Source organism: Candidatus Eremiobacterota bacterium, from assembly GCA_031082125.1.
In the GTDB taxonomy this organism is placed as follows: Bacteria; Vulcanimicrobiota; CADAWZ01; order CADAWZ01; family Ess09-12; genus Ess09-12.
Genome location: JAVHLM010000021.1, coordinates 42,933 through 61,623 on the forward strand (window position 1 = coordinate 42,933; position 18,691 = coordinate 61,623).

Annotated in this window: 18 protein-coding genes; 5 read left to right on the forward strand and 13 right to left on the reverse strand. The window is 56.9% G+C overall.

Annotation, left to right across the window (positions count from 1 at the left end; genetic code table 11):
- Positions 1–9: 9 nt before the first annotated feature.
- The 6 genes from RDV48_20825 to pilM all read right to left on the reverse strand — a co-directional run bounded on the left by RDV48_20825 (position 10) and on the right by pilM (position 6,304).
- Complete coding sequence (locus RDV48_20825; protein ID MDQ7825257.1) at positions 10–1,203, reverse strand: hypothetical protein; 1,194 nt, start codon at positions 1,201–1,203, stop codon at positions 10–12.
- A 12-nt stretch (positions 1,204–1,215) separates the two neighbouring features.
- Complete coding sequence (locus RDV48_20830) at positions 1,216–1,809, reverse strand: prepilin-type N-terminal cleavage/methylation domain-containing protein (protein MDQ7825258.1); 594 nt, start codon at positions 1,807–1,809, stop codon at positions 1,216–1,218.
- Positions 1,810–1,901: 92 nt separating this feature from the next.
- On the reverse strand, positions 1,902–2,324 hold the full coding sequence (locus tag RDV48_20835; protein MDQ7825259.1) for a prepilin-type N-terminal cleavage/methylation domain-containing protein: 423 nt from the start codon (positions 2,322–2,324) through the stop codon (positions 1,902–1,904).
- A 15-nt stretch (positions 2,325–2,339) separates the two neighbouring features.
- Entirely contained in the window at positions 2,340–3,557 is a 1,218-nt protein-coding gene (locus RDV48_20840; protein MDQ7825260.1) for a type II secretion system F family protein, read from the reverse strand.
- A 24-nt stretch (positions 3,558–3,581) separates the two neighbouring features.
- A complete protein-coding gene (locus RDV48_20845) occupies positions 3,582–5,252 on the reverse strand; it encodes a GspE/PulE family protein (protein MDQ7825261.1) in 1,671 nt (556 codons plus the stop codon).
- Positions 5,253–5,269: 17 nt separating this feature from the next.
- The gene (pilM, locus tag RDV48_20850) at positions 5,270–6,304 is read right to left on the reverse strand and encodes a pilus assembly protein PilM (GenBank protein ID MDQ7825262.1); all 1,035 of its coding nucleotides are present in this window, start codon (positions 6,302–6,304) and stop codon (positions 5,270–5,272) included.
- Between the two features lie 189 nt (positions 6,305–6,493).
- On the opposite strand from pilM, the gene RDV48_20855 reads away from it, so the two are divergent.
- The 5 genes from RDV48_20855 to RDV48_20875 are packed head-to-tail and all read left to right on the forward strand — an operon-like array spanning position 6,494 to position 12,111.
- The gene (locus tag RDV48_20855) at positions 6,494–6,883 is read left to right on the forward strand and encodes a response regulator (GenBank protein MDQ7825263.1); all 390 of its coding nucleotides are present in this window, start codon (positions 6,494–6,496) and stop codon (positions 6,881–6,883) included.
- A gap of 4 nt (positions 6,884–6,887) precedes the next feature.
- Entirely contained in the window at positions 6,888–8,594 is a 1,707-nt protein-coding gene (locus RDV48_20860; GenBank protein MDQ7825264.1) for an ATPase, T2SS/T4P/T4SS family, read from the forward strand.
- A gap of 3 nt (positions 8,595–8,597) precedes the next feature.
- Entirely contained in the window at positions 8,598–9,302 is a 705-nt protein-coding gene (locus RDV48_20865; GenBank protein ID MDQ7825265.1) for a HAMP domain-containing sensor histidine kinase, read from the forward strand.
- A gap of 12 nt (positions 9,303–9,314) precedes the next feature.
- Positions 9,315–9,695, forward strand: a complete 381-nt coding sequence (locus tag RDV48_20870; GenBank protein ID MDQ7825266.1) for a response regulator — start codon at positions 9,315–9,317, stop codon at positions 9,693–9,695.
- A gap of 7 nt (positions 9,696–9,702) precedes the next feature.
- Complete coding sequence (locus tag RDV48_20875; protein MDQ7825267.1) at positions 9,703–12,111, forward strand: ATP-binding protein; 2,409 nt, start codon at positions 9,703–9,705, stop codon at positions 12,109–12,111.
- A gap of 13 nt (positions 12,112–12,124) precedes the next feature.
- On the opposite strand, the gene RDV48_20880 is transcribed toward RDV48_20875, so the two are convergent.
- From RDV48_20880 to RDV48_20910, 7 genes are all read right to left on the reverse strand, one after another.
- Entirely contained in the window at positions 12,125–13,819 is a 1,695-nt protein-coding gene (locus RDV48_20880; protein ID MDQ7825268.1) for a hypothetical protein, read from the reverse strand.
- A 22-nt stretch (positions 13,820–13,841) separates the two neighbouring features.
- Positions 13,842–14,573 (reverse strand): alpha/beta hydrolase-fold protein, encoded by a 732-nt coding sequence (locus RDV48_20885; GenBank protein ID MDQ7825269.1) that lies wholly within the window; start codon positions 14,571–14,573, stop codon positions 13,842–13,844.
- A gap of 160 nt (positions 14,574–14,733) precedes the next feature.
- Positions 14,734–15,045, reverse strand: a complete 312-nt coding sequence (locus tag RDV48_20890) for a hypothetical protein (GenBank protein ID MDQ7825270.1) — start codon at positions 15,043–15,045, stop codon at positions 14,734–14,736.
- Positions 15,032–15,772: a pseudouridine synthase gene (locus tag RDV48_20895; protein MDQ7825271.1), complete on the reverse strand. Its 741-nt coding sequence runs from the start codon at positions 15,770–15,772 to the stop codon at positions 15,032–15,034. The genes RDV48_20890 and RDV48_20895 overlap by 14 nt, the downstream gene beginning before the upstream one ends.
- A 20-nt stretch (positions 15,773–15,792) precedes the next feature.
- Positions 15,793–16,275 carry a hypothetical protein gene (locus RDV48_20900; protein MDQ7825272.1) on the reverse strand — a complete coding sequence of 161 codons (483 nt, stop codon included), beginning with the start codon at positions 16,273–16,275 and terminating at the stop codon, positions 15,793–15,795.
- 24 nt (positions 16,276–16,299) lie between these two features.
- The gene (locus RDV48_20905; protein MDQ7825273.1) at positions 16,300–17,631 is read right to left on the reverse strand and encodes a solute carrier family 23 protein; all 1,332 of its coding nucleotides are present in this window, start codon (positions 17,629–17,631) and stop codon (positions 16,300–16,302) included.
- A gap of 105 nt (positions 17,632–17,736) precedes the next feature.
- A complete protein-coding gene (locus RDV48_20910; protein ID MDQ7825274.1) occupies positions 17,737–18,690 on the reverse strand; it encodes a GDP-L-fucose synthase in 954 nt (317 codons plus the stop codon).
- Between the last annotated feature and the right edge of the window lies 1 nt (position 18,691).

Consider the following 18,691-nt stretch of genomic DNA (forward strand, 5'->3'; position numbering starts at 1 on the left):
TTTCACCTCTTACCAGCGCGACAGGATATTGAGGCCCGAAGCCTGGGGCCCGTCGGGGCTGTTGAGCTGCAGATCGTAATGGAGGCCGTTGCTCCCCCCGATGGTGAGCGTGTTGGATGCAATGGCACCATGGAGGGCCACGCTGCTGTTGCCCCCGATCTTCACGTCGGAATGGGGGGCGTAAAGGGCGAAATAAAGGCCGTTGCTTTTGCTTCCCACGCCGTTTATCTCAAATTCCTGCTCAGATGACCCTCCGTAGATCAGAAAATTTCCCGGCTTCGGGTTCGGGTTTGCCGCCGTGGTCCCGTTTATCGTGCTGTTGCCCGATATCTTCGTATCCCCGAGGATATAGATGGTGACCTTGTCGCCGTTGGTGGGCGCGAGCAGGTTGGCGCTGCCTGAGAGCTGCACGTCGCCGGTGAACACGTAGGTCCCCCCCGCAAGCTGCAGGGGGCCTTTCAGCTCAAGCTCGGTATAAATTCCGGGATTAAGGGTCCCTGAGGAGGGAGCTTCCCCCAGGTTCGTGCCCTCGGGGGGAGCGGGCGGCTCCGCGAGGGGCTTGTTGAGGCTGGTGGCCTGCGTGCCCAGGACGGTGGGCCCTCCGTTCAGCGTGATAATATCGGCGTTGGTGGCCAGGTTGCCCTGGTTGTTATTGGGGTTGCCCGGCGCGTAAGGCCCTGCCGCCGAGTCATAGCTGTCCACGAGGATCTTGTTGCCGCCCAGGGTGATTTCTGTATCGGTGAGCGCGGCGAACTGGAAAAGGGCTCCCCCTTTTACCGACACCAGCACCTCTTCCAGGCAGGTGGCGCTCCTGAAGCGGCCTACCGACACGAGGTGGACCGACCCTGCCGGCACCTGGCGGCCCTTGTAGCCCGTCACGGCGGCGCTGCCGGCGCCGTTGTTGGTGGAATAGGGCTGGGTGCCTGCGGTGAAGGTCATTTGGTATGTCGCGGGGGCATGGGGGAGCCGGGGATTATTCGGGTCATATGGAAAACCGGCGTTCCAGGCGGGGCTGCTCTTGAGCTGCAGCAGGGCATCCTGGATCCCCCCGTCGGCGGCGGCGTCAGCCACCACCTGCTGCTCCCTCATCTGCGCCATCCCCTTTTCCTGGCGGTAGTAGTTGGCGTAGGCGATGCCGAAGACAAGAAGTATCACCATCACTATAATGGTGAGGACGAGAATGTAGCCTCTGCTCCTTCTCATGGAAAACACCTCCTAGTTGGCCGGGTATATGACGGCCTGCTGCGTCTGTTCGTCGATGGTGCCGTGCCGGCTCGTGTTCCTGACCGTCACGGAGAGCGTCATTGATTTATTGATAGCGTCGGTGGCAATGCTCAGCGACAGCACATCGGAAGCCACAAGCTTTCCTGTGCCATTGCATTGCGCCGTCAGCTCATCTGCCGTGAGGGCGGCGGTGAAGGTGCCGTAGACCTCACGGCGCATCAGATTGGTAGTGCCGGCCTTGAGATAGTACACGACAAACTTTTTCCACACGGGAGCCCCCGTCACGGTATCGGTGGTGAAAGTCCCGGATGTGTCATAGGCCGAGATGGCGCTGAAGGCCCTGCGGTCCGCTGAGACCGTGACAAAGGACAGCCTGGTGTCCTTCAGGTCCTCGGTGATATTATACATTGCTGCGGTGAGGTCCTGGCGCCCCTTGCCGCGCGCCACCGATGCCTGGTAGGTCTTCTTCCCCGCAAGCAGCATGACCACGAGGATGCCCGACAGGAAGGATACAATGATCATGGCTGCAATCAGCTCGGGAAGGCTCATGCCCTTCAGAAACCAGGCCTTTCCTCTCTCTCTCATTTCAGTCACCCTCCGATTTTCCCAGGCGATGAGCCCGCCCTCTTCTCTCACTCTCCTTGGATTCCCCCCCCGGCCGGGAGATTCAAAGACCTTTATTTCAGCCTCGTGAAGACCGTCTCCACCACCTCGTGCTTTGTCTGGAATGCCGCCGACCTGCCGCCTCTCTCGGTCCACGACAGATCGACCCATACGATTTTCTTGTCGGCTCCCTGGGCCTCTACCGATACGTTGTAGAGGATCTCGAGCGTATGCACTTTATCCTTCACGCCCTGTGCGCTGTCGTCGAGGCCCGTGTAAGTCACTTTGCCTGAGTACGCGTAAATATCGTCAAAGGTCCTGGTCTTCATGCCTTCCAGCACGCTCCTTCCCAGGAAGGCCGCCTTGACCCTGTTCTCCGATGCCTGCATGCCCCTGCGCTGCATCGAAAACACTGACACCAGCGTGATGATAAGGATGGCGATGAGCACAAAGGCTATCAGGCTCTCGATGAGTGTGAATCCCTGGCTTTTTTTCATGGGCTTTTCCCCCTGTCAGTTGATGAGCGTGCTCACGGTGAGGAACGGCAGGGCAAGCGTGATGATGACAGCTCCCAGCCCTATGCCGATGAATATCATGATAATTGGCTCAACGAGGCCGGAGAGAGCCTGGAGCGATATCTCCACCTGCGCCTCATAGAAATCAGCGAGCTTTGCGAGGATGGTGTCCAGGGAACCGGTCTCCTCGCCGGCGGCGATCATGCTGATGGCCATTTCGGTGAAAGCTTTGCTTCTCCTGAGGGGATCGGCAAGCTGCTCGCCCTCGCGGAGGTTCTTGAGGGCCCCTTTCACCACGTTTTCCATGACCCTGTTTCCCGTGCTTCCCGAGACGAGCTCCATCGCGTCAAGGATGGGCACGCCGCTCGAGTAGAGCGTGGCGAGTGTGCGGGCGAAGCGCGAGATGGCCACTTTCTGGAAGAGCTCCCCGAGGAGCACCATGTTGATCTTGAAGGTGTCGATGGCAAGCTGGCCCGCCTCGGTTCTCGCGAATCTTACGAAGAGGTAGATGGCGACGCCGATCAGGGGGAAGATGATATACCACCAGGTCCCCAGGAAGCTGCAGAAGTTTATCAGCGTCTGCGTGGTGAAGGGGAGCTCCCTTCCCAGCTCGTCATAGATGCTCTTGAGCCTCGGGATGCCGAAGGTGAAGAGAAAGACCATGACCAGGACGGCGAAGCAGACCACTATCGTGGGATAGTAAAGGGCCGCCTCCACTTTTCTCCTGAGGTACTCCGAGCGCTGGATATAGTCCGAGAGCCTGTTCAGGATGAGGGGGAGATTTCCCGACTTCTCGCCGGCCCCGACCATTGAGACGTAGAGCTTCGAGAAGACCCGGGGAAACTGCCTCATCATCTCCGAGAGGGATTTCCCCTGGGAGAGCCCCGTGGCGAGGTTGGTCACCACGACCTTCAGGCTGCGGCTTGAGATGTCATTGCCCACCACTTCAAGGGAGCGCTTGAGGGGAATCCCCGCGTCAAGCATGGAGCTGAGCTCCTGGGTGAGCAGCAGAAGGTCTTCAGTCTTCACCCTGAGGTTTTTGTAGGCCGCCGCCGATGATGCCATGGTAGCGGTGGACGCCGTCATCGTGAGGCTCGTCACGATGAGATCCTTTTCCGCAAGCACCTTGTGAGCCGCATCGGGGCTGTCGGCCTCAAGCATCCCCGAGACTTTTTTCCCCTCGCTGTCCAGTGCGGAAAATGAGAACTGTGGCATAGCCCCTCCTCTTTCTCCGTGATCTTAATCACCCTCTGCGGTGACGCTCAGCACCTCTTCTATGCTTGTTTCCCCCTCAAAGAACTTTTCCAGGGCGCTGTCCCTGAGGGCTCTGAAGTAGCCGTCAACGGCAAGCCTTTTAATCACCTCGGGGGTCACGTCCGAGGCAGGAAGCCTCCGCATGGCATTGGTGATCTCCAGGTACTCATAGACTGCCAGGCGCCCCTTGTATCCGAAGCCGCCGCAGGCCTGGCACCCTGCCGGCTCGAACACCTCGTACTCCTCGGGGATGTAGCTCACTCCGTAAGCCTGGAGCTCATCCCTGGTAAGCTCCGCCTTTTTCCTGCACTTGGGGCAGAGGCGCCTCACGAGCCTCTGGGCCAGGACTCCCAGCAGCGACGCGAAGATGAGGTACGAGGCGATGCCCATGTCCAGGAGGCGCGTCACCGCCGAAGCGGCGTCGTTGGTGTGGAGCGTGCTGAAGACCATGTGGCCCGTGAGTGACGAGCGGATGGCTATCTCTGCCGTCTCAAGATCCCGGATCTCGCCGAGCATTACGATGTCGGGGTCATGGCGCAGGATGGACCTGAGGCCCCGCGCAAAGGTGAAATCGATATCGGAGTTCACCTGGATCTGCGTGATCCCTTTCAGCTGGTACTCGACGGGGTCCTCGATGGTGATTATCTTTTTCTTGGGAGTGTAAATATGTTTCAGTGTTCCGTAGAGAGTAGTGGATTTCCCCGACCCTGTGGGGCCTGTCACGAGAAAGAGGCCGAAGGGCCTTTTTATGAGCTTCTTGTAATGGTCAAGCATGACAGTGTTGAAGCCAAGGTCCTCCAGGTCGATGGAGCGCCCCACCGTTGCCAGGATGCGGATCACGATGCCTTCGCCATGGACGTTGGGGATTATCGAGACTCTCAGGTCATAGACATCATCGCCGATTCTGAAGGAGGCTCTCCCGTCCTGGGGCATCCGCCGCTCGGCGACGTCCAGGTTGGAGATTATCTTGAAGCGCGACACTATGGCCCGGTAAAGGTGCAGGGGCGGCGGCGGGAACTCGTAGAGGATGCCGTCCACCCGGTAGCGGAGGAACACCGAGTCGGGAAAGAGCTCAAGGTGAAGATCGCTCGCGCCGAGGTTCACCGCCTGGGAGATCATGTAGTTCACCAGCTTGATGACAGGGGCGCTCTCGTCCTCAATCATAAGGGCCTCAAGGCCCTCGGCATTATCTTCCTCTTCCTTTTTCTCGGCGAAGGTGCCCATGGCCTGGGCTGTTTTCTCCTCGGTGAGGAAGATCTTGTTGATGGCAGCTATGATGGAGTCCTTCGTTGCGATAACGGGCTCAACGGTGAGCCCCGTCATCTGCCTGAGGAAGTCGTGAATGGTGAGATCATCGGGATCGGTGACGGCTACAAAGAGGTGGTCATCAAGCTCAAAGAGCGGAATTGCAGTAAAGCGCCTCATGACGCTCTCGTTCAGCCTGTCAACGGAGGCCTTCTGGGGATGATAGAGCTCAAGCTCCACGCTGGGGAGGTGGTAATGGCGCGAAAGGAGGGAGAGGAGAGATCTTGACGGGATGAGGCCCTTTTCCACAAGGAATTCAGCGGGGTTTCTTCCCCCGTGCGCTTCGTTCCGGGCCTGAAGGATCACGTCGGGGCCGAGGTCCTTTTCCAGCTCATCAAGCCATTCATGCATAAGTGGCTTTTCTCCCTTTAGTCAAAAGTCAGTCCCATGGCTACACTGAAAGTGCTGAAGCCGTCGTCGCCCTCTGCGGAGCCCTCGCCCTGGACGCCAGACCGCTTGATCCTGTCCCACCTGTCGCTCTCCACAGGGAGGGCAATGAAGCTGGAGAGCCTCAGGTCCAGGTTCTTCATTGCCGCGGTGCCGCCGGTGATGAATATCTTCTTGATGTCGAAATTTTCGCCAGGGAACTGCTTGACAAAAAACTCGATGGATCTCTTTACATCGTCAAGCCACCGGGTGATGAAGGGCTCTATGGCCGTCTCTTTGGCCAGCACGTCGTACTTGAGCTTGGTCTCCTCGGCTTCTCTCCAGCTGCACTGGCCCCCCATCTGGAGCGCGTAAGTAAAATCCCTCCCCGAGATGGAGAGCTCTCTCACGAAGTAGGGATAGCGGTCCCGTAAGACGATAAAGAATGAGTAACGGAAGCCCATGTGGATTATGGCGAAAAACTCATCCTTGGGAAACCTGTGGTTGAGGGCGAAGAGGCGCGAAAGCGACAGGACCGGTGTCTCGATCCTGTTCAGGTTGAGGCCCGTCGCTTTCATGATTGCCTTGAGCTCCTCGAGTGTCTCGTTCTGCTCGGCGATAAAGAATACGGCGCTTTTTTTCTTGGCCGTCGAGAGCTGCGGCACGTTCACGAAGGAGAGCGTCATGTCTTTCAGCGGGAAGGGCACGTATTTTGATGCCTGGGAGTTCACGGCGACGGAGAGCTCCTTGGGCTTGAGAAGGGGAAGCTCAAGGTAACGGGCCACGCTCCCGCTTCCCTGCACCGAGGCACTCACGTGCTTCCCGAAGCCGGGGACCTCCTTCTGGCAGACTTTCACCAGCTCGTTGACGCAGCGGATGAGCTCTTCCCTCGAGGCGAGCTGATCACGGGTCTGACGGTCCGCCATGGTAGCGCAGAGCCTCATGTCCCTGACAAGGTATTTGTCAGACAGGGAGGTGGCGCATTTCACGCTGTCCTGGCCTATGTCAAGACCTGCGGTGACTTTTTTTCCGAACATCTCTTACCTCGCTGCAACCCGGGAAGACTCTCATCTTTTTACGTCAATTTTGACTTTCGTCTATTATTGTTCAATGAGAGGCCAATCTCCTTCTCACCTTCTGGATGCCGTCAGACGGAGAAAAGATGGAAGGTGATTTCCTCCCGGAAGAGAACAGTATGATGAGGCAGAAGGCGCAAGGAGGAGTCCATGGCGAAGGAAATGATCTTTGTGGCAGAGGATGAGCAGGATATTCAGAAGGTAATCAAGGTCACGCTGAAATACAAGGGCGGCTTCGAGGTGAAATTCGCAGGCAACGGACTGGAGCTGCTGGACCTGGTGAAGGAGGAGAAGCCGGCCCTCATCATCTGCGACGTCATGATGCCCAGGATGGACGGCTACGAGGCCTGCAGGACCCTCAAGGCCCAGCCTGACACTGCTTCCATCCCCTTCGTGTTCCTCACGGCGAAAGCCCAGGAGAAGGAGATCGAGGAGGGCCTGGCCCTCGGAGCCATTGACTACATAAAGAAACCCTTTGAGCCCGACGAGTTTGTGGCGAAAGTGAAGGGGCTGCTGGGGAACGCTTCTCGGAAGGAGTGAGCTCATGGCTGAAGCCGACAAGGTGGCAAGTTTCGGGAAAATGCTCGTGGAGTCGGAGACCATCACGGAGAACCAGTGGAAACAGGTGATGGACTTCTACAAGACCACTCACAAGTCCATCGAGGCCATCCTCATCGAGCAGAAACTGGTGGAGCCATCCCATCTTGGCGATCTGCTCGAGTTCTACTACCAGGTGCCTGTCGTGAAGCTCGAGGAGTTCATCATCTCAATGGACTCGGTGCACCTTATCCCCGAGAATATCGCCCGCCAGTACTGCTTCATGCCCATGAGCCTCAAGGGAAAAGAGCTCACGGTGGCGATGGCGGATCCCAACGACATCGTGGCCCTTGACACGGTGAAATACATGCACAGGGATTTCACCCTCAAGGTGGTCTATGCCACCCGCGAGGATGTCGAGAGGGCGATAAAGACCTATTACGGCGCCGGCGACACCTTTGAGGACACCGTGAGGGAGGTCTCAAAGAAGGCGGCCGAGGCAAAGCATGAGTTCGGCTCCGAGGAGAAGGCCCTCGAGACCCTCAGCGAGGAGACACCTGTGATCCAGCTGGTGAACAGGATACTCCACGCCGCCGTCGATAAGCATGCGAGCGATATCCATTTCGAGCCCACGGAGAAGAAAGCCGTCATCCGATTCAGGATAGACGGCATCCTTCACATAGAGCTCACGCTCCCCATGTCAGCCTATCCTTCCATGATATCAAGGCTCAAGATACTGTGCGGCATGAATATTGCCGAGAGGCGCCTCCCCCAGGACGGGAGGACCCGCATCAAGGTGGGAGAGCGCGAGGTTGACATCAGGGCCAGTGTCTTCCCCCTCGTCTTCGGGGAAAAAATGGTTCTCAGGCTCCTGGACAGGAGCACGACGCTTGCCAACCTTGACAAGCTGGGCTTTTCCGAAGAGAATTACAGGAAGTACTCGGAGATAATCTCCCAGCCGTACGGTATGATGCTCATCACGGGACCCACAGGGAGCGGAAAAAGCACTACCCTCTTTGCGACGCTTAACAAGGTGAAGTCGATTCATCATAATGTTATCAGCGTTGAAGACCCTGTCGAGTACCAGATCGACATGGTAAACCAGGCGCAGGTCAACGCGAGAATTGGCCTCGACTTCGCCAACTGCCTCCGCTCCATCCTCCGCCAGGATCCCGATATCATCATGGTGGGCGAGATAAGGGATAAGGAGACCGCCGAGATCGCCTTTCATGCCGCGATGACAGGCCATTTTGTGCTCTCGACGCTCCATACCAACGATTCCTGCTCTTCCGTCACGAGGCTCGTGGAGATGGGGATCCCCGCCTACCTGGTGGCCTCGGTGGTCTCGGGCGCCATGGCCCAGAGGCTTCTGCGCTGCATCTGCATCGAGTGCCGCGAGGATCAGGAGATTGATGACCGTGTCTGGACCGAAATATTCGGATCGCCGAAGGACAAGCCCGAAAAGGTGTACAGGGGCGTGGGCTGCCCCTCGTGCTATAACACGGGCTACCTCAGGAGAGTGGCCGTCACGGAGGTCATGAAGATGACTTCCCGCATAAAGAAGCTTGTCTCTGTCGGTGAGCCGCTGGAGAAGATCATTGAGGCGGCCCGGGAAGAGGGCCTCAGGCCCCTCAGGGAGGACGCGATGATAAAGGTCATCCAGGGCATCACGACGCTGGAAGAAGTGCTTCGCACCACAGTAAAGGAGCTATAGATCATGGGAGAGCATCTTTTTCTCACAAGCCTTAATAAGCCCCCCTTTTTCAGAAAGGCCTTTCATGACCTCAGGAACCCCCTGGTGGTCATCAAGGGATACCTGGCACTCATGCGCGAGGGCTGCGGCGGTGACCTCTCAGAAGAGCACCGTGAATGGGTTGACGATATGCGGAGCAACTCGGAGCACCTGCTGGATCTTGTGAATACCCTGGCCGATCTCAGCTTTCTTGAATCAGGAATATGGGAGGAGAAGAAGACCTCCCTTGACATGAAGGAGATCGTGGCCCGCTCTCTGAAAGAGCTCGCGCCCATGAGGAAAAATGTCTCCACCGCCGCCTCATTCCCCGAGAAGGCCTGTTTTTACGACGGCGACGAGCTCTATATCACGAGGGCCTGCCGCGGGCTCATTCACCACGGGCTGGTCTATGGCCAGGAGGGCGCCGCGGTGCCGGTCAAGCTCAGGGATGACCCCCATGCCCTCTCCCTTGTCGTTGAGGTCCCCGGCCTTGTGCTCGCAGAGGATCAGCAGAAAGCCATCTGTGAAGGCTTTTTCTCCGGCGAGCCTGCCGGTGAGGCAAAAGCCACGGGGCTTGAGCTTCTGATAGCCCACATGGTGGCGGCCAATTACGGAGGCGGTCTTGTCGCGGAGAGCGCCCCGGGGAAAGGAACAAGCTACACACTCACCTTTGTAAGATTTTCGCATTAAAGGAGGGATTTCATGACCCATCACATACTGATTGTCGAGGACAACGCATCCATTGCCAGGATATGGCAGCTCAAGCTCGTCAAGGAAGGCTATGAGGTCACTCATGCCAAGACCGGCAAGGAGGGCCTTGACAGGGTCAAGGAGAAGAAGCCCTCCCTCATTCTGATGGATATCATGATGCCGGGGGACCTCGACGGCGTAGAGGTCTTCCGCCAGCTCCGCCAGAACGTCGAGACCGCCGATATCCCCGTCATATTCCTGAGCTCAAGCGTGAAGGACAAGCAGGAGATCCAGAAGATCCTGGACATGGGGGCCCTGGATTTCATGGCCAAGTTCCAGATCACGCCCGACGAGCTCGCCCAGAAAATCAAAGTCCACCTCGCGGGAGCGTGAGGCAGGAATGATAGGGCGCAGTGTCAAGCTTCAGAGAAAGCTCATTGGGTTTCTTCTCATAGTCTCCCTGGTCCCCCTTGCCATAATGGGGGTTTACGGCATCTTACTCAACAGGCGCCACCTCATCTTCTCGGAAAAGTACAAGGTGGCCTCCATCATATCCCTTCACAACGTCATGTGCACGAAGATGCTCAATTCTTCAGGTGACAGCCTTATTTTCCTCTCGCAGGAGGCTTCCCTTCCCCGCCTTCTCAGCGGCAGCGCAAAGGCCGGGGACAGAGAGGCAGAAGTCGCCGTCTTATCCAGATTGCTCACGGAGCAGATGCGTCTCCGTGCCGAGAAGTTCAGCCGTCTTTCCCTGCTTGACGGTGAAGGCAGGGAGCTCTTCAGGATTATGAAGGATCCGGCCCTCGGCAGTTATCACCAGTCACTCCAGAGTCCGGTATCTTATGGCGATGACCCCCTGGTGCAGAGGGCCATCGCCCTCCAGGTGGGCCATATCAAGGGAGACCCCTCCTCGGCTTTCCCTTCGAGCGCCGTGATAACAGGCACTGTTTTTGACGGCGCTTCCTGCATCGTGCTCCTTACCCCTTTCTATACACCGTCGGGGAATTATCGGGGCGGGCTCATCGCGGTGCTGGACAGCTCCTTTATAAAAACATCTCTGCTGTACAAGCACAGAAACGAGATGATCCAGAACTTCAACGAGTTTACCTACCTTGCCACCGATGACGGTTCAGTACTTACCTCCACCGATCCCTCCTTTGCCGGCAGCGGAAAAAGCTCCCCTGAGGCGATGAATGTGAAGAGGCTTTTCAGCAAGGCAGATTTTGACGCCATCACCGGTAAATACCAGGAAAGCAAATTTGACAAGGGTGAATGGGTCTGGTCTTTTGACACTGTCTTCCCTGCCATCCCCGCCATGTATGAGCGCCCGGGCGGCAAGGTCAGGGCCTCTCTGAAGACAATTGTGAGAGTGAAATACGATGATCTTTTCAAGGTGCTCAAATGGCATCATAATATCATTGCGATTCTGCTGGGCGCCTCGACGATCATGAGCCTTTTGTCAGGGGTGTACCTCACCAGGAAGTTCCTGATCCCCATCAACATCATCATGAAAGGCACCGAGGAGGTGTCGGGGGGGAACCTGGACTATGAGATCACCATCAGGAGCGACGACGAGTTCGAGGCTCTTGCCAATCGTTTCAACAGCATGACGCGGAGCCTCAAGGAGATCTATGCCAACATAGAGCAGAAGGTCGTGGAGCGCACCGAGGAGCTTGCCCAGGCCAACAGGCTCCTCGGCGACGCCAAGGAGCAGACGGCACGCGATAAGGAACGCATCGAGGCGGTCCTGAATTCCACCAAGGAAGGGATCCTGATGGTGGACAGGGAGGGGAGCCTCATCCTGTCAAACCGCGCATGCCTTGAGCATTTCTCGCTCTCCCTCGCCCCGGAAGGCCAGGGAAAGCCATGGAATCTAAAGGATCTCATCACCCCTGCGGAGATTTTCCAGGACCCGGCGCGGTACTCATCTGATATGGCCGCGCTCGTGGAGCACATGGACGAGGTGCGCTCCGGCCATTTCATAAGGCTCAAGCCCTTCCTTCAGATCGTGGAGTGGTTCAGCGCCCCGGTCGTCCACAGCACAGGCTCCGTCCTCGGGAGGATCATCGCCCTGAGGGATATCACCAGGGAGAAGGAAGTGGAGCGCATGAAGGACGAGTTCGTCTCCATCGTCTCCCATGAGCTCCGCACACCCATGACAAGCATATCAGGCTCCCTTTCGCTTGTGCTTGACGGCACCGTAGGTGAAATCAACGAGGATCAGAAAGAGCTCCTCGATATCGCCAAGAACAACACGACGCGCCTCATCAGGCTCATCAACGACATCCTGGACATCTCCAAGATAGAGTCGGGGAAGATAAGGATGAAGAAGGAGCCTGTCGATATCAACAAGGTGGTGGAGGACTCCGTCGGGGGCATCGGAGGCTTCGCGGAGAACTATGGCGTAAAGCTCTCAAGCGATCTCGGAGAAGACATCCCCTCTTTTGCCGCCGACCGCGACAGGCTCATCCAGGTCGTGACCAACCTCCTCTCCAATTCCATCAAGTTCAGCCCCCGCGGCGGCACTGTATTTACGAAGACATGGAGCGGCGAGGGAAAGGTCTTTGTCTCTGTCCGCGACGAGGGCACAGGGATCCCGAAAGACTACCATGAGAAGATATTTGAAAAGTTCCAGCAGGTTGACAGCTCGACGGTAAGGGAAAAGGGAGGCACGGGCCTGGGGCTCCCCATATGCAGGGCCATCATCCAGGAGCACGGGGGCTCCCTCTGGGTCGAGAGCGAGCCCGACAAGGGGAGCACCTTCACGTTTTTCGTGCCTCTTGCCGGGGAAGCTTCCGACAAAGCCTGAGAATCACAGGCCTCTATTTTTTCCTTAAAGTGAAGAGGGCCCACCGCGCCGATTTATCTGTCTGCTCATAATGGCTTTTTATATAACTGCCGTAAAGGCGCGCAAGGGGTGCCGTAGAATTGGAGTCCGCCTCGATTTTCACCATGATATGGGTCGTGTCGCTGAAAAGCTCTTCAGGCTGCCAGTGCACGCGGTCGTTGAAATTATACTGGTATTGGTAAAAGATTGACTGGTGAAGGGGGCTTTTCAACCCGAGGGCCAGGGGGAAGGGATTGTCAAACCACAGGGCGGCTATCCTCGAGTCGCTGTCAGTATGTTTCCTCAGCAGTGCAAGCCCGTCATTGACGATTGCGGCATAACTCCGCATGTCATAAAGGATGAGCCTGGCCGGGTAATCGGAGTCGGGGATATCTTTCACGATCTCGGTAAAACGCTCCGGGTCATGATCTCCGCCGCAGAACACGTAAAAATTGCATAATGGAGCGGATTCTATTTTAGGGAGTCTCTCAAGAAACTCTGCTTTCAGCTCCAGGGAATATTTCAGGCTCTGCAGGTTCTTGACTATGAACATACCGCTGCTGAGGGCAAAGAGCACGATGAGGATGGCGAAAACCCTGCCTGCTTTCCTTTCGGTGAGAGTGCTCCTCCTGAGGAAATATTCCAGGGGAACGAACGATATGAAGGCATAAAGCGGCAGATCCACGTAATTGAAGCTGAAGTTGGTAATATTAAGGAAATGTGCTGAGAGCAGGGCTCCCACCAGCAGCAGGGAGAGAGAGTTCTTCGAGAGCCGCTTTTCTTCGCCTTCCCCGGAGAAGGCGGGAACGAAGAGCCATGAAACGAAGAGATAGACACAGGGCGCCAGGTGATGCATGAGTGATTTGTATAACGTGTCTGCCTGAAAAACCGCTTCACCCCGCACTTTCGACATCATCCCGTAGTCTCTGAGCACCGCCATGATATTGAACCTGATGAATACCAGGATGGGCAGCAGGCAGAGCAGCGCTCCCGTTGCCGCCCCGATGAGCCATTGCCTCGATGCCCCTCTCATCCATATCCTCATGCAGATAAAGAGGGCAGCCACTGTTGAATATGTGGCCTTCACAAAAAAGAGAGCCGTGATGATAATACCGGTGGAGAGCCCCCCCGCCACCTCATCAAAGGCGGTCTTTTTACGGGGGGGGAAAACCTGCTCGCAGAGCGCAATGAAAAGCAGGGCATATCCATAACGGTTGTAAAGATTACTATAGGTAGCCACCTGGTATTGAAAGCCCAGATGGTAGGTCCCCGCGATAAATGCTCCCACCGATATTGAAAACAGCAGGGCAATCAGGGAGTGCATGCGTCTTATGGCAATAATCCAGGCCCACAGGGTGATGAGCACGAAAAAAAAGCAGTTCATCACGGTGATGGACCAGAGGGAGAGTCCGACCCATTTCATGGAGAGGGCAATAAAAACGAAGGTCAGCAGCCCGAGTCCCGAGTGAAAGTCCCCATGGGGTATCTGGCCGCACAGGACTCTCCAGCCACCGTCCATGAGCAGGACAGTGTCTATCCAGAAAAGGGTGTTGATGAGAGGTCCCACCCTGATGATGAGACCAGCCACCACCGCAATGAAGAAGGCAAGGAGCAGGAACATGCAGAAGGAAGAGGGCTCCTGTCCGTCCCTTGCCGTGAAGAGCTTTGAAACCGGGAGCGGGAATTTCATCTGCCGTGAGCCCTCTCCTGGTTTACGTGTAAAATCTCCCCAGAAGCGAGGGCATCTGCTTCTTCCACCAGTACTCATGGTGATCCGCGGGGGGATCCCATATCTCGTAATGGTGCACTATCCCCTGGCGCGACATGATGTTGTGGAGCTCAATGGTGGCGCCAAGAAACTTGTCGTAGGAGCCGCCTACGAGGACGAGCCTGCTGTGGTGGCGGAACATGTCCAGGTAGTAAGGATCGTTGAGGTTCGCGAGGTACTCCACGGGGTTGTTGAAATATACGCTCTCGTCGTGGTAGCCGTCGGTGAAGTCCCTGATGTCGAACACGCCGCCCAGGGAGACGGCAAAGCGGAAGAGATGGGGGTACTTGCAGGCCATGTTGAAGGAGGTGTAGCCGCCGAGGCTGAAGCCGCAGCACCCGACGAAATCGTTGTGGGAAAGGTTCCTTGCAAGCGGGAGCACTTCATCGAGGATATAGCTCTCATAGGCCAGGTAGCCCCTCACGCGGTCGGCGGGGTGAAGGTAGTCGTTGTACCATGTGTCGTTGTTGGTGCTGTCCACGATGAAAAACTGTATCTTCCCCGTCTCCATGAACCACCAGAGGTCGTCCTGGAGCCGGTAATATTCAAACTCCGTGTGGCTTCCCCCGCAGGTGGGAAAGTAGATCATGGGAGGGCCCCAGTGGCCGTAGCGAAGGACGCCCATCTCCCTTCCCACTCGGTGGCTGTACCATTGATGATATTCTATATGCGCCATGTTCTGTTCTCCATTCTCTCGACCTATAGTGCTTACGCATTTCTCTTCCAGGAGACATTTTCCTCTAAGCCTGAAACCCGGCGAAATCCGGGACAGCTCCCATGGTTCTGTATCGTGAGGCCAGGGGCCATTCTCCCGGCAGGCAGATTTTGTGCGAATCCTATGAGCAGGCTGTCCCTGATTTCTGGTAGTCCTCGAAGCAGAGCTGCATGTATTCCCTCCGCTCCTCGTCCCAGACCGAGAAGAGGCTCTCGACGGCTTTCCCGCACTTTTCGCAGCGCGGCCTGGCAAGGTCCCGGGCATGCCGCACCTGCTCCTCGACCTCGCGCTCCACCTTCTCCCAGCACAGGCGGAAGAAATCCTCTTCACTGACCCCGGGGGGGATGTCGTTCTCATAGGTGGCCTCGTATTTCACCTCCGGGATCTTGCCCATGGCAATGGTCTTGCCATATGATACCTTAATTTTCGCCATTCTGCCTCTCCTTTCCAAGGATCTCCTCCCTGCCCACCAGGCGGTATTCGCCCGGGGCAAGGTCGCCCAGTTCCAGGGCCCCGACCCTCACCCTCCTGAGGGACTCCACCCTGAGCCCCAGGGCCTGGCACATCCTCCTGATCTGCCTGTTCCGCCCTTCCCTGAGGATGAGGTGGAACAGGGCGCCCCTCTCGTCAAGCCTCAGGATGCGGACTTTTGCCGGGGAAGTGACGCCCTCTTCCAGGGCGACGCCTTTCTCCATTTTCCCGAGAAGGCTTCTGAGGGCTCCCCTGCCTGTGCCCTTCAGGCATGCGGCGTATACTTCGTATTCCTTTTCGTGGCCCCGCGAGGGGTGCGTGACAGCCTGGGCCAGGTCACCGTCATTGGTGAGGATGATGAGGCCTGACGAGTCCCTGTCAAGCCTTCCCACGGGATAGACCCGGGGGTATGCCGGTACAAGCTCCATGACGGTTTTCGCCGCATGGGCATCCTGGACAGTGGTGGTATAGCCATGGGGCTTGTGGAGGGCATAATAAACCGGCGCTGCCGGGGGTTCCACCGCCGTGCCGTCAAGGGTCACCCTGTCCTCCAGGGGATCTATCAGCATCCCGCCCGGGGGGGCCACCTCGCCGTTCACGCACACACGCCCCTGGCTTATGAGGGCCTCCGCCTTTCTCCTTGACGCGAGGCCGCAGCGGGACAGGTACTTATGGAGCCTCTCTTTCATTTTCTTGATCCGGGGAGGCCCTAGTCCTCTTCAAACTCCATCTTCCATTTCCCTTTCTCACAGACCATGACGGCCACCTCGTTTTTCCCCTTTATCTTCAGCCTTGCCTTGTTCTCCTGGACCTGCGCCTTCTCCACCTGGTCACCCCCGGCGTTTTTCATGAACTCCTTGGAGGCATCGGTCTTTTTCATGATGAGCTTGAAAAAGTCCTTGGCGCTCATCTTCTGGAGCTCACCGTTGGTGACGCCAAGCTCGGTGATCTTCTGCTTCTTGAGATCCGAGGGCATCGTGTCCAGAATTTCCTTCATCTTCTTATAGCCCTCTTCCTCAAAGGCTTTCTGGGATTTTTCTGACAGCATGTCCCACACGGTGTCCCAGTTCCCCTCGCGCATTGCACTGGTGAACTCCAGAAAAGCCTTCTTCGGGGCGGACTGGTTGCCGCAGCCCCAGAACGTTGCCGTGATGAGGACGAGAACTGACAGGAAAAGGATCTTGCTTCTCATAATCTCACCTCTCCTTTGCCCTTTCTATTCTTGGGGGGATTTCCTTATTCCTTCCTCGCCGCATGGGAGCACTCCTCCGCCGGTTCCGGCCGGGGAGACCTTTCCCCCCAGGGACAGGATGACGTTGAGGATTATGGCGAGGACCGTTCCCAGGGCGATTCCCGAGAGAGCTATCCCCGAGATGAAGATCCCCTTGACGCCAAGCCCTGTGGCCACTATGAGGGAGGTTCCGGCGACAAGGAGATTCTTCTGCTCATAGAAATCAATGCCGGCGTCAACCCAGATCTTCACTCCCATGAGGGTGATGAGGCCATAGAGGATAAGGGTTATCCCTCCCAGGACAGGCTCCGGTATTGACTGGATGGCGGCGCCGAACTTGGGGCAGAGCCCCAGGATGATGGCGATGACTGCAGCCGCCACGAAGTTATAAGTGCTGTAAACCCTCGTGATGGCCATCACGCCCATGTTTTCTGCGTAGGTGGTCTGCGGCGTCCCGCCGCCCATCGCAGAGACGAAGCTCGCCAGGGCGTCGCCAAGGTAAGCCTTCCCGAGGTGGGGGGTGAGGTCACGCTTCATGCAGCTTGAAATGGCGGCAATGTGGCCCTTGTTTTCTGCGACGAGGACCACGAACACGGGGGCGATTACCAGCATGGCCTCAATGCTGAATTTGGGCATCACAAAGGGGGGAAGGCCGAGCCAGGGTGCTGTGGCCATTTTGGCGAGCGCTGCAGGATCAATGGCGCCCAGTGCGAAGGCGAGGGTATATCCCACAATGACGCCGATAAGAATGGGCAGGAGCCTCAGGAAGCCCCGGAGGTACATTGCCACGAAGGCTGCCGTGAGAAAGGTGACCGATGCGATTGTCAGGTTGGTCACGTCACGGGCAGAGGTGATGGCAAAATCGGGATTGATGGCGTTGGCCATGGACGATGCGGCCAGGTTCAGGCCAATGATTGCCACGACGGTCCCTGTCACCACGGGCGGCATAAGGCGGTCTATCCAGTGTGAGCCCCATCTTATCGTGGCAAGGGCCGCGATGCCGTAAAGGATGGCGGCGGCGGCAATGCCAGACTGCGCATAAGGGATATTTGCAGCATTTCCCCCCGTGATTGCCAGCACGGGGCCTATGAAGGCGAAGCTTGAGCCGAGGTAGCTCGGCACCTTGAAGGAGGTGACGGCGATAAAGATGAGAGTGCCGATGCCGGAGAAGAAGAGGGCAATCTGGGGGCTGAAACCCATCAGGAGCGGCGCCAGGACCGTGGCGCCGAACATGGCCAGCACATGCTGCAGCCCCATGGGGATGAGCGTCGTGAGGGGAATCTTGTCTTCAGGGTAGAGGATTCTGCCCTCTTCCATTGTGGTTTCCTCCGTTGAAGCCTTCAGTTGGTCTTTAAAAAGCGAATTGATCACCTGCCGGAAAGAGGGGACGGAAACCCGCCACGTTCAATGGAGCTTTTCCGTTCAAAGCCTTTTATCGGCGCTCTCCTTGTTTTCTCTATACCAGGCAATGGTCTTTTCAAGACCCTCCCTGAGGTTTGTAGGCGGCTCCCAGCAGAGCGCCTCCCTCATCCTGCTCACATCGAGGATCTTCTTATACTGCCCGTCAGGCTTCTCCGTATTCCATCGTATGGCTCCCCCGAACTTTACTATCTCCCTGATGGCTTCCACCAGTTCCCTTATCTCTGTGCCGATCCCCGTGCCGATGTTGAGGGGCACCAGGTCGTCATAACGCTCTGTGGCCAGTATGATTGCCTCGGCACAGTCATCGACATAGAGAAACTCCCTGATGGGCTTTCCTGTTCCCCATACCTCCACCTCGGGAGCCTTTTCAATATCGGCCTCGACAAATTTTCTTATGAGGGCCGGCACGACATGGGAGCGGTCGGGATTGAAGGTATCGCGGGGGCCATAAAGGTTTGTAAGAATGAGATGGAGGGAATTGAATCCATATTGCTTTTTGTATGCCCATCCCTGGACTGCCATCATCTTTTTCGTGAGGCCATAGTTGACCACTGATTCATGGAGAGGCCCGTCCCAGAGGTTTTCCTCCTTCAGGTAATTTTCCAGGTAGCCGGGGTATGAGCATGCCGTGCCTATTCCCACGAATTTTTCCACGCCGCTGAGCCTTGAGGCTTCCATGAGATGAGCGCCCATGACGAGGTTCTCATAATAGATTTTTCCGGGATAGAGCTGGTTTATCCATATGCCGCCGTAAAATGCGGCGCAGTGAATGACGATATGAGGCCCGAAGTGCTTGAAATACTTCTCAGTAGCATGGCAGTCAGTGAAATCCCAGTCCTTTTTCCTGGGTACAAGCACTTCACAGCCTTTGTGCGCCAGGCGGTCCACGATATGGGAGCCCAGGAAGCCTGCGCCGCCCGTCACCATTACCTTTTTCCCGTTCCATATGCTCATT

Coding starts and splice junctions, on each gene's coding strand:
- RDV48_20905 (MDQ7825273.1), bottom strand. CDS start 17,631: ATGGAAGAGGGCAGAATCCTCTACCCTGAAGACAAGATTCCCCTCACG.
- RDV48_20835 (MDQ7825259.1), bottom strand. CDS start 2,324: ATGAAAAAAAGCCAGGGATTCACACTCATCGAGAGCCTGATAGCCTTT.
- RDV48_20825 (MDQ7825257.1), bottom strand. CDS start 1,203: ATGAGAAGGAGCAGAGGCTACATTCTCGTCCTCACCATTATAGTGATG.
- RDV48_20830 (MDQ7825258.1), bottom strand. CDS start 1,809: ATGAGAGAGAGAGGAAAGGCCTGGTTTCTGAAGGGCATGAGCCTTCCC.
- RDV48_20880 (MDQ7825268.1), bottom strand. CDS start 13,819: ATGAAATTCCCGCTCCCGGTTTCAAAGCTCTTCACGGCAAGGGACGGA.
- RDV48_20875 (MDQ7825267.1), top strand. CDS start 9,703: ATGATAGGGCGCAGTGTCAAGCTTCAGAGAAAGCTCATTGGGTTTCTT.
- RDV48_20855 (MDQ7825263.1), top strand. CDS start 6,494: ATGGCGAAGGAAATGATCTTTGTGGCAGAGGATGAGCAGGATATTCAG.
- RDV48_20900 (MDQ7825272.1), bottom strand. CDS start 16,275: ATGAGAAGCAAGATCCTTTTCCTGTCAGTTCTCGTCCTCATCACGGCA.
- RDV48_20860 (MDQ7825264.1), top strand. CDS start 6,888: ATGGCTGAAGCCGACAAGGTGGCAAGTTTCGGGAAAATGCTCGTGGAG.
- RDV48_20890 (MDQ7825270.1), bottom strand. CDS start 15,045: ATGGCGAAAATTAAGGTATCATATGGCAAGACCATTGCCATGGGCAAG.
- RDV48_20840 (MDQ7825260.1), bottom strand. CDS start 3,557: ATGCCACAGTTCTCATTTTCCGCACTGGACAGCGAGGGGAAAAAAGTC.
- RDV48_20865 (MDQ7825265.1), top strand. CDS start 8,598: ATGGGAGAGCATCTTTTTCTCACAAGCCTTAATAAGCCCCCCTTTTTC.
- RDV48_20885 (MDQ7825269.1), bottom strand. CDS start 14,573: ATGGCGCATATAGAATATCATCAATGGTACAGCCACCGAGTGGGAAGG.
- RDV48_20910 (MDQ7825274.1), bottom strand. CDS start 18,690: ATGAGCATATGGAACGGGAAAAAGGTAATGGTGACGGGCGGCGCAGGC.
- RDV48_20870 (MDQ7825266.1), top strand. CDS start 9,315: ATGACCCATCACATACTGATTGTCGAGGACAACGCATCCATTGCCAGG.
- RDV48_20845 (MDQ7825261.1), bottom strand. CDS start 5,252: ATGCATGAATGGCTTGATGAGCTGGAAAAGGACCTCGGCCCCGACGTG.
- pilM (MDQ7825262.1), bottom strand. CDS start 6,304: ATGTTCGGAAAAAAAGTCACCGCAGGTCTTGACATAGGCCAGGACAGC.
- RDV48_20895 (MDQ7825271.1), bottom strand. CDS start 15,772: ATGAAAGAGAGGCTCCATAAGTACCTGTCCCGCTGCGGCCTCGCGTCA.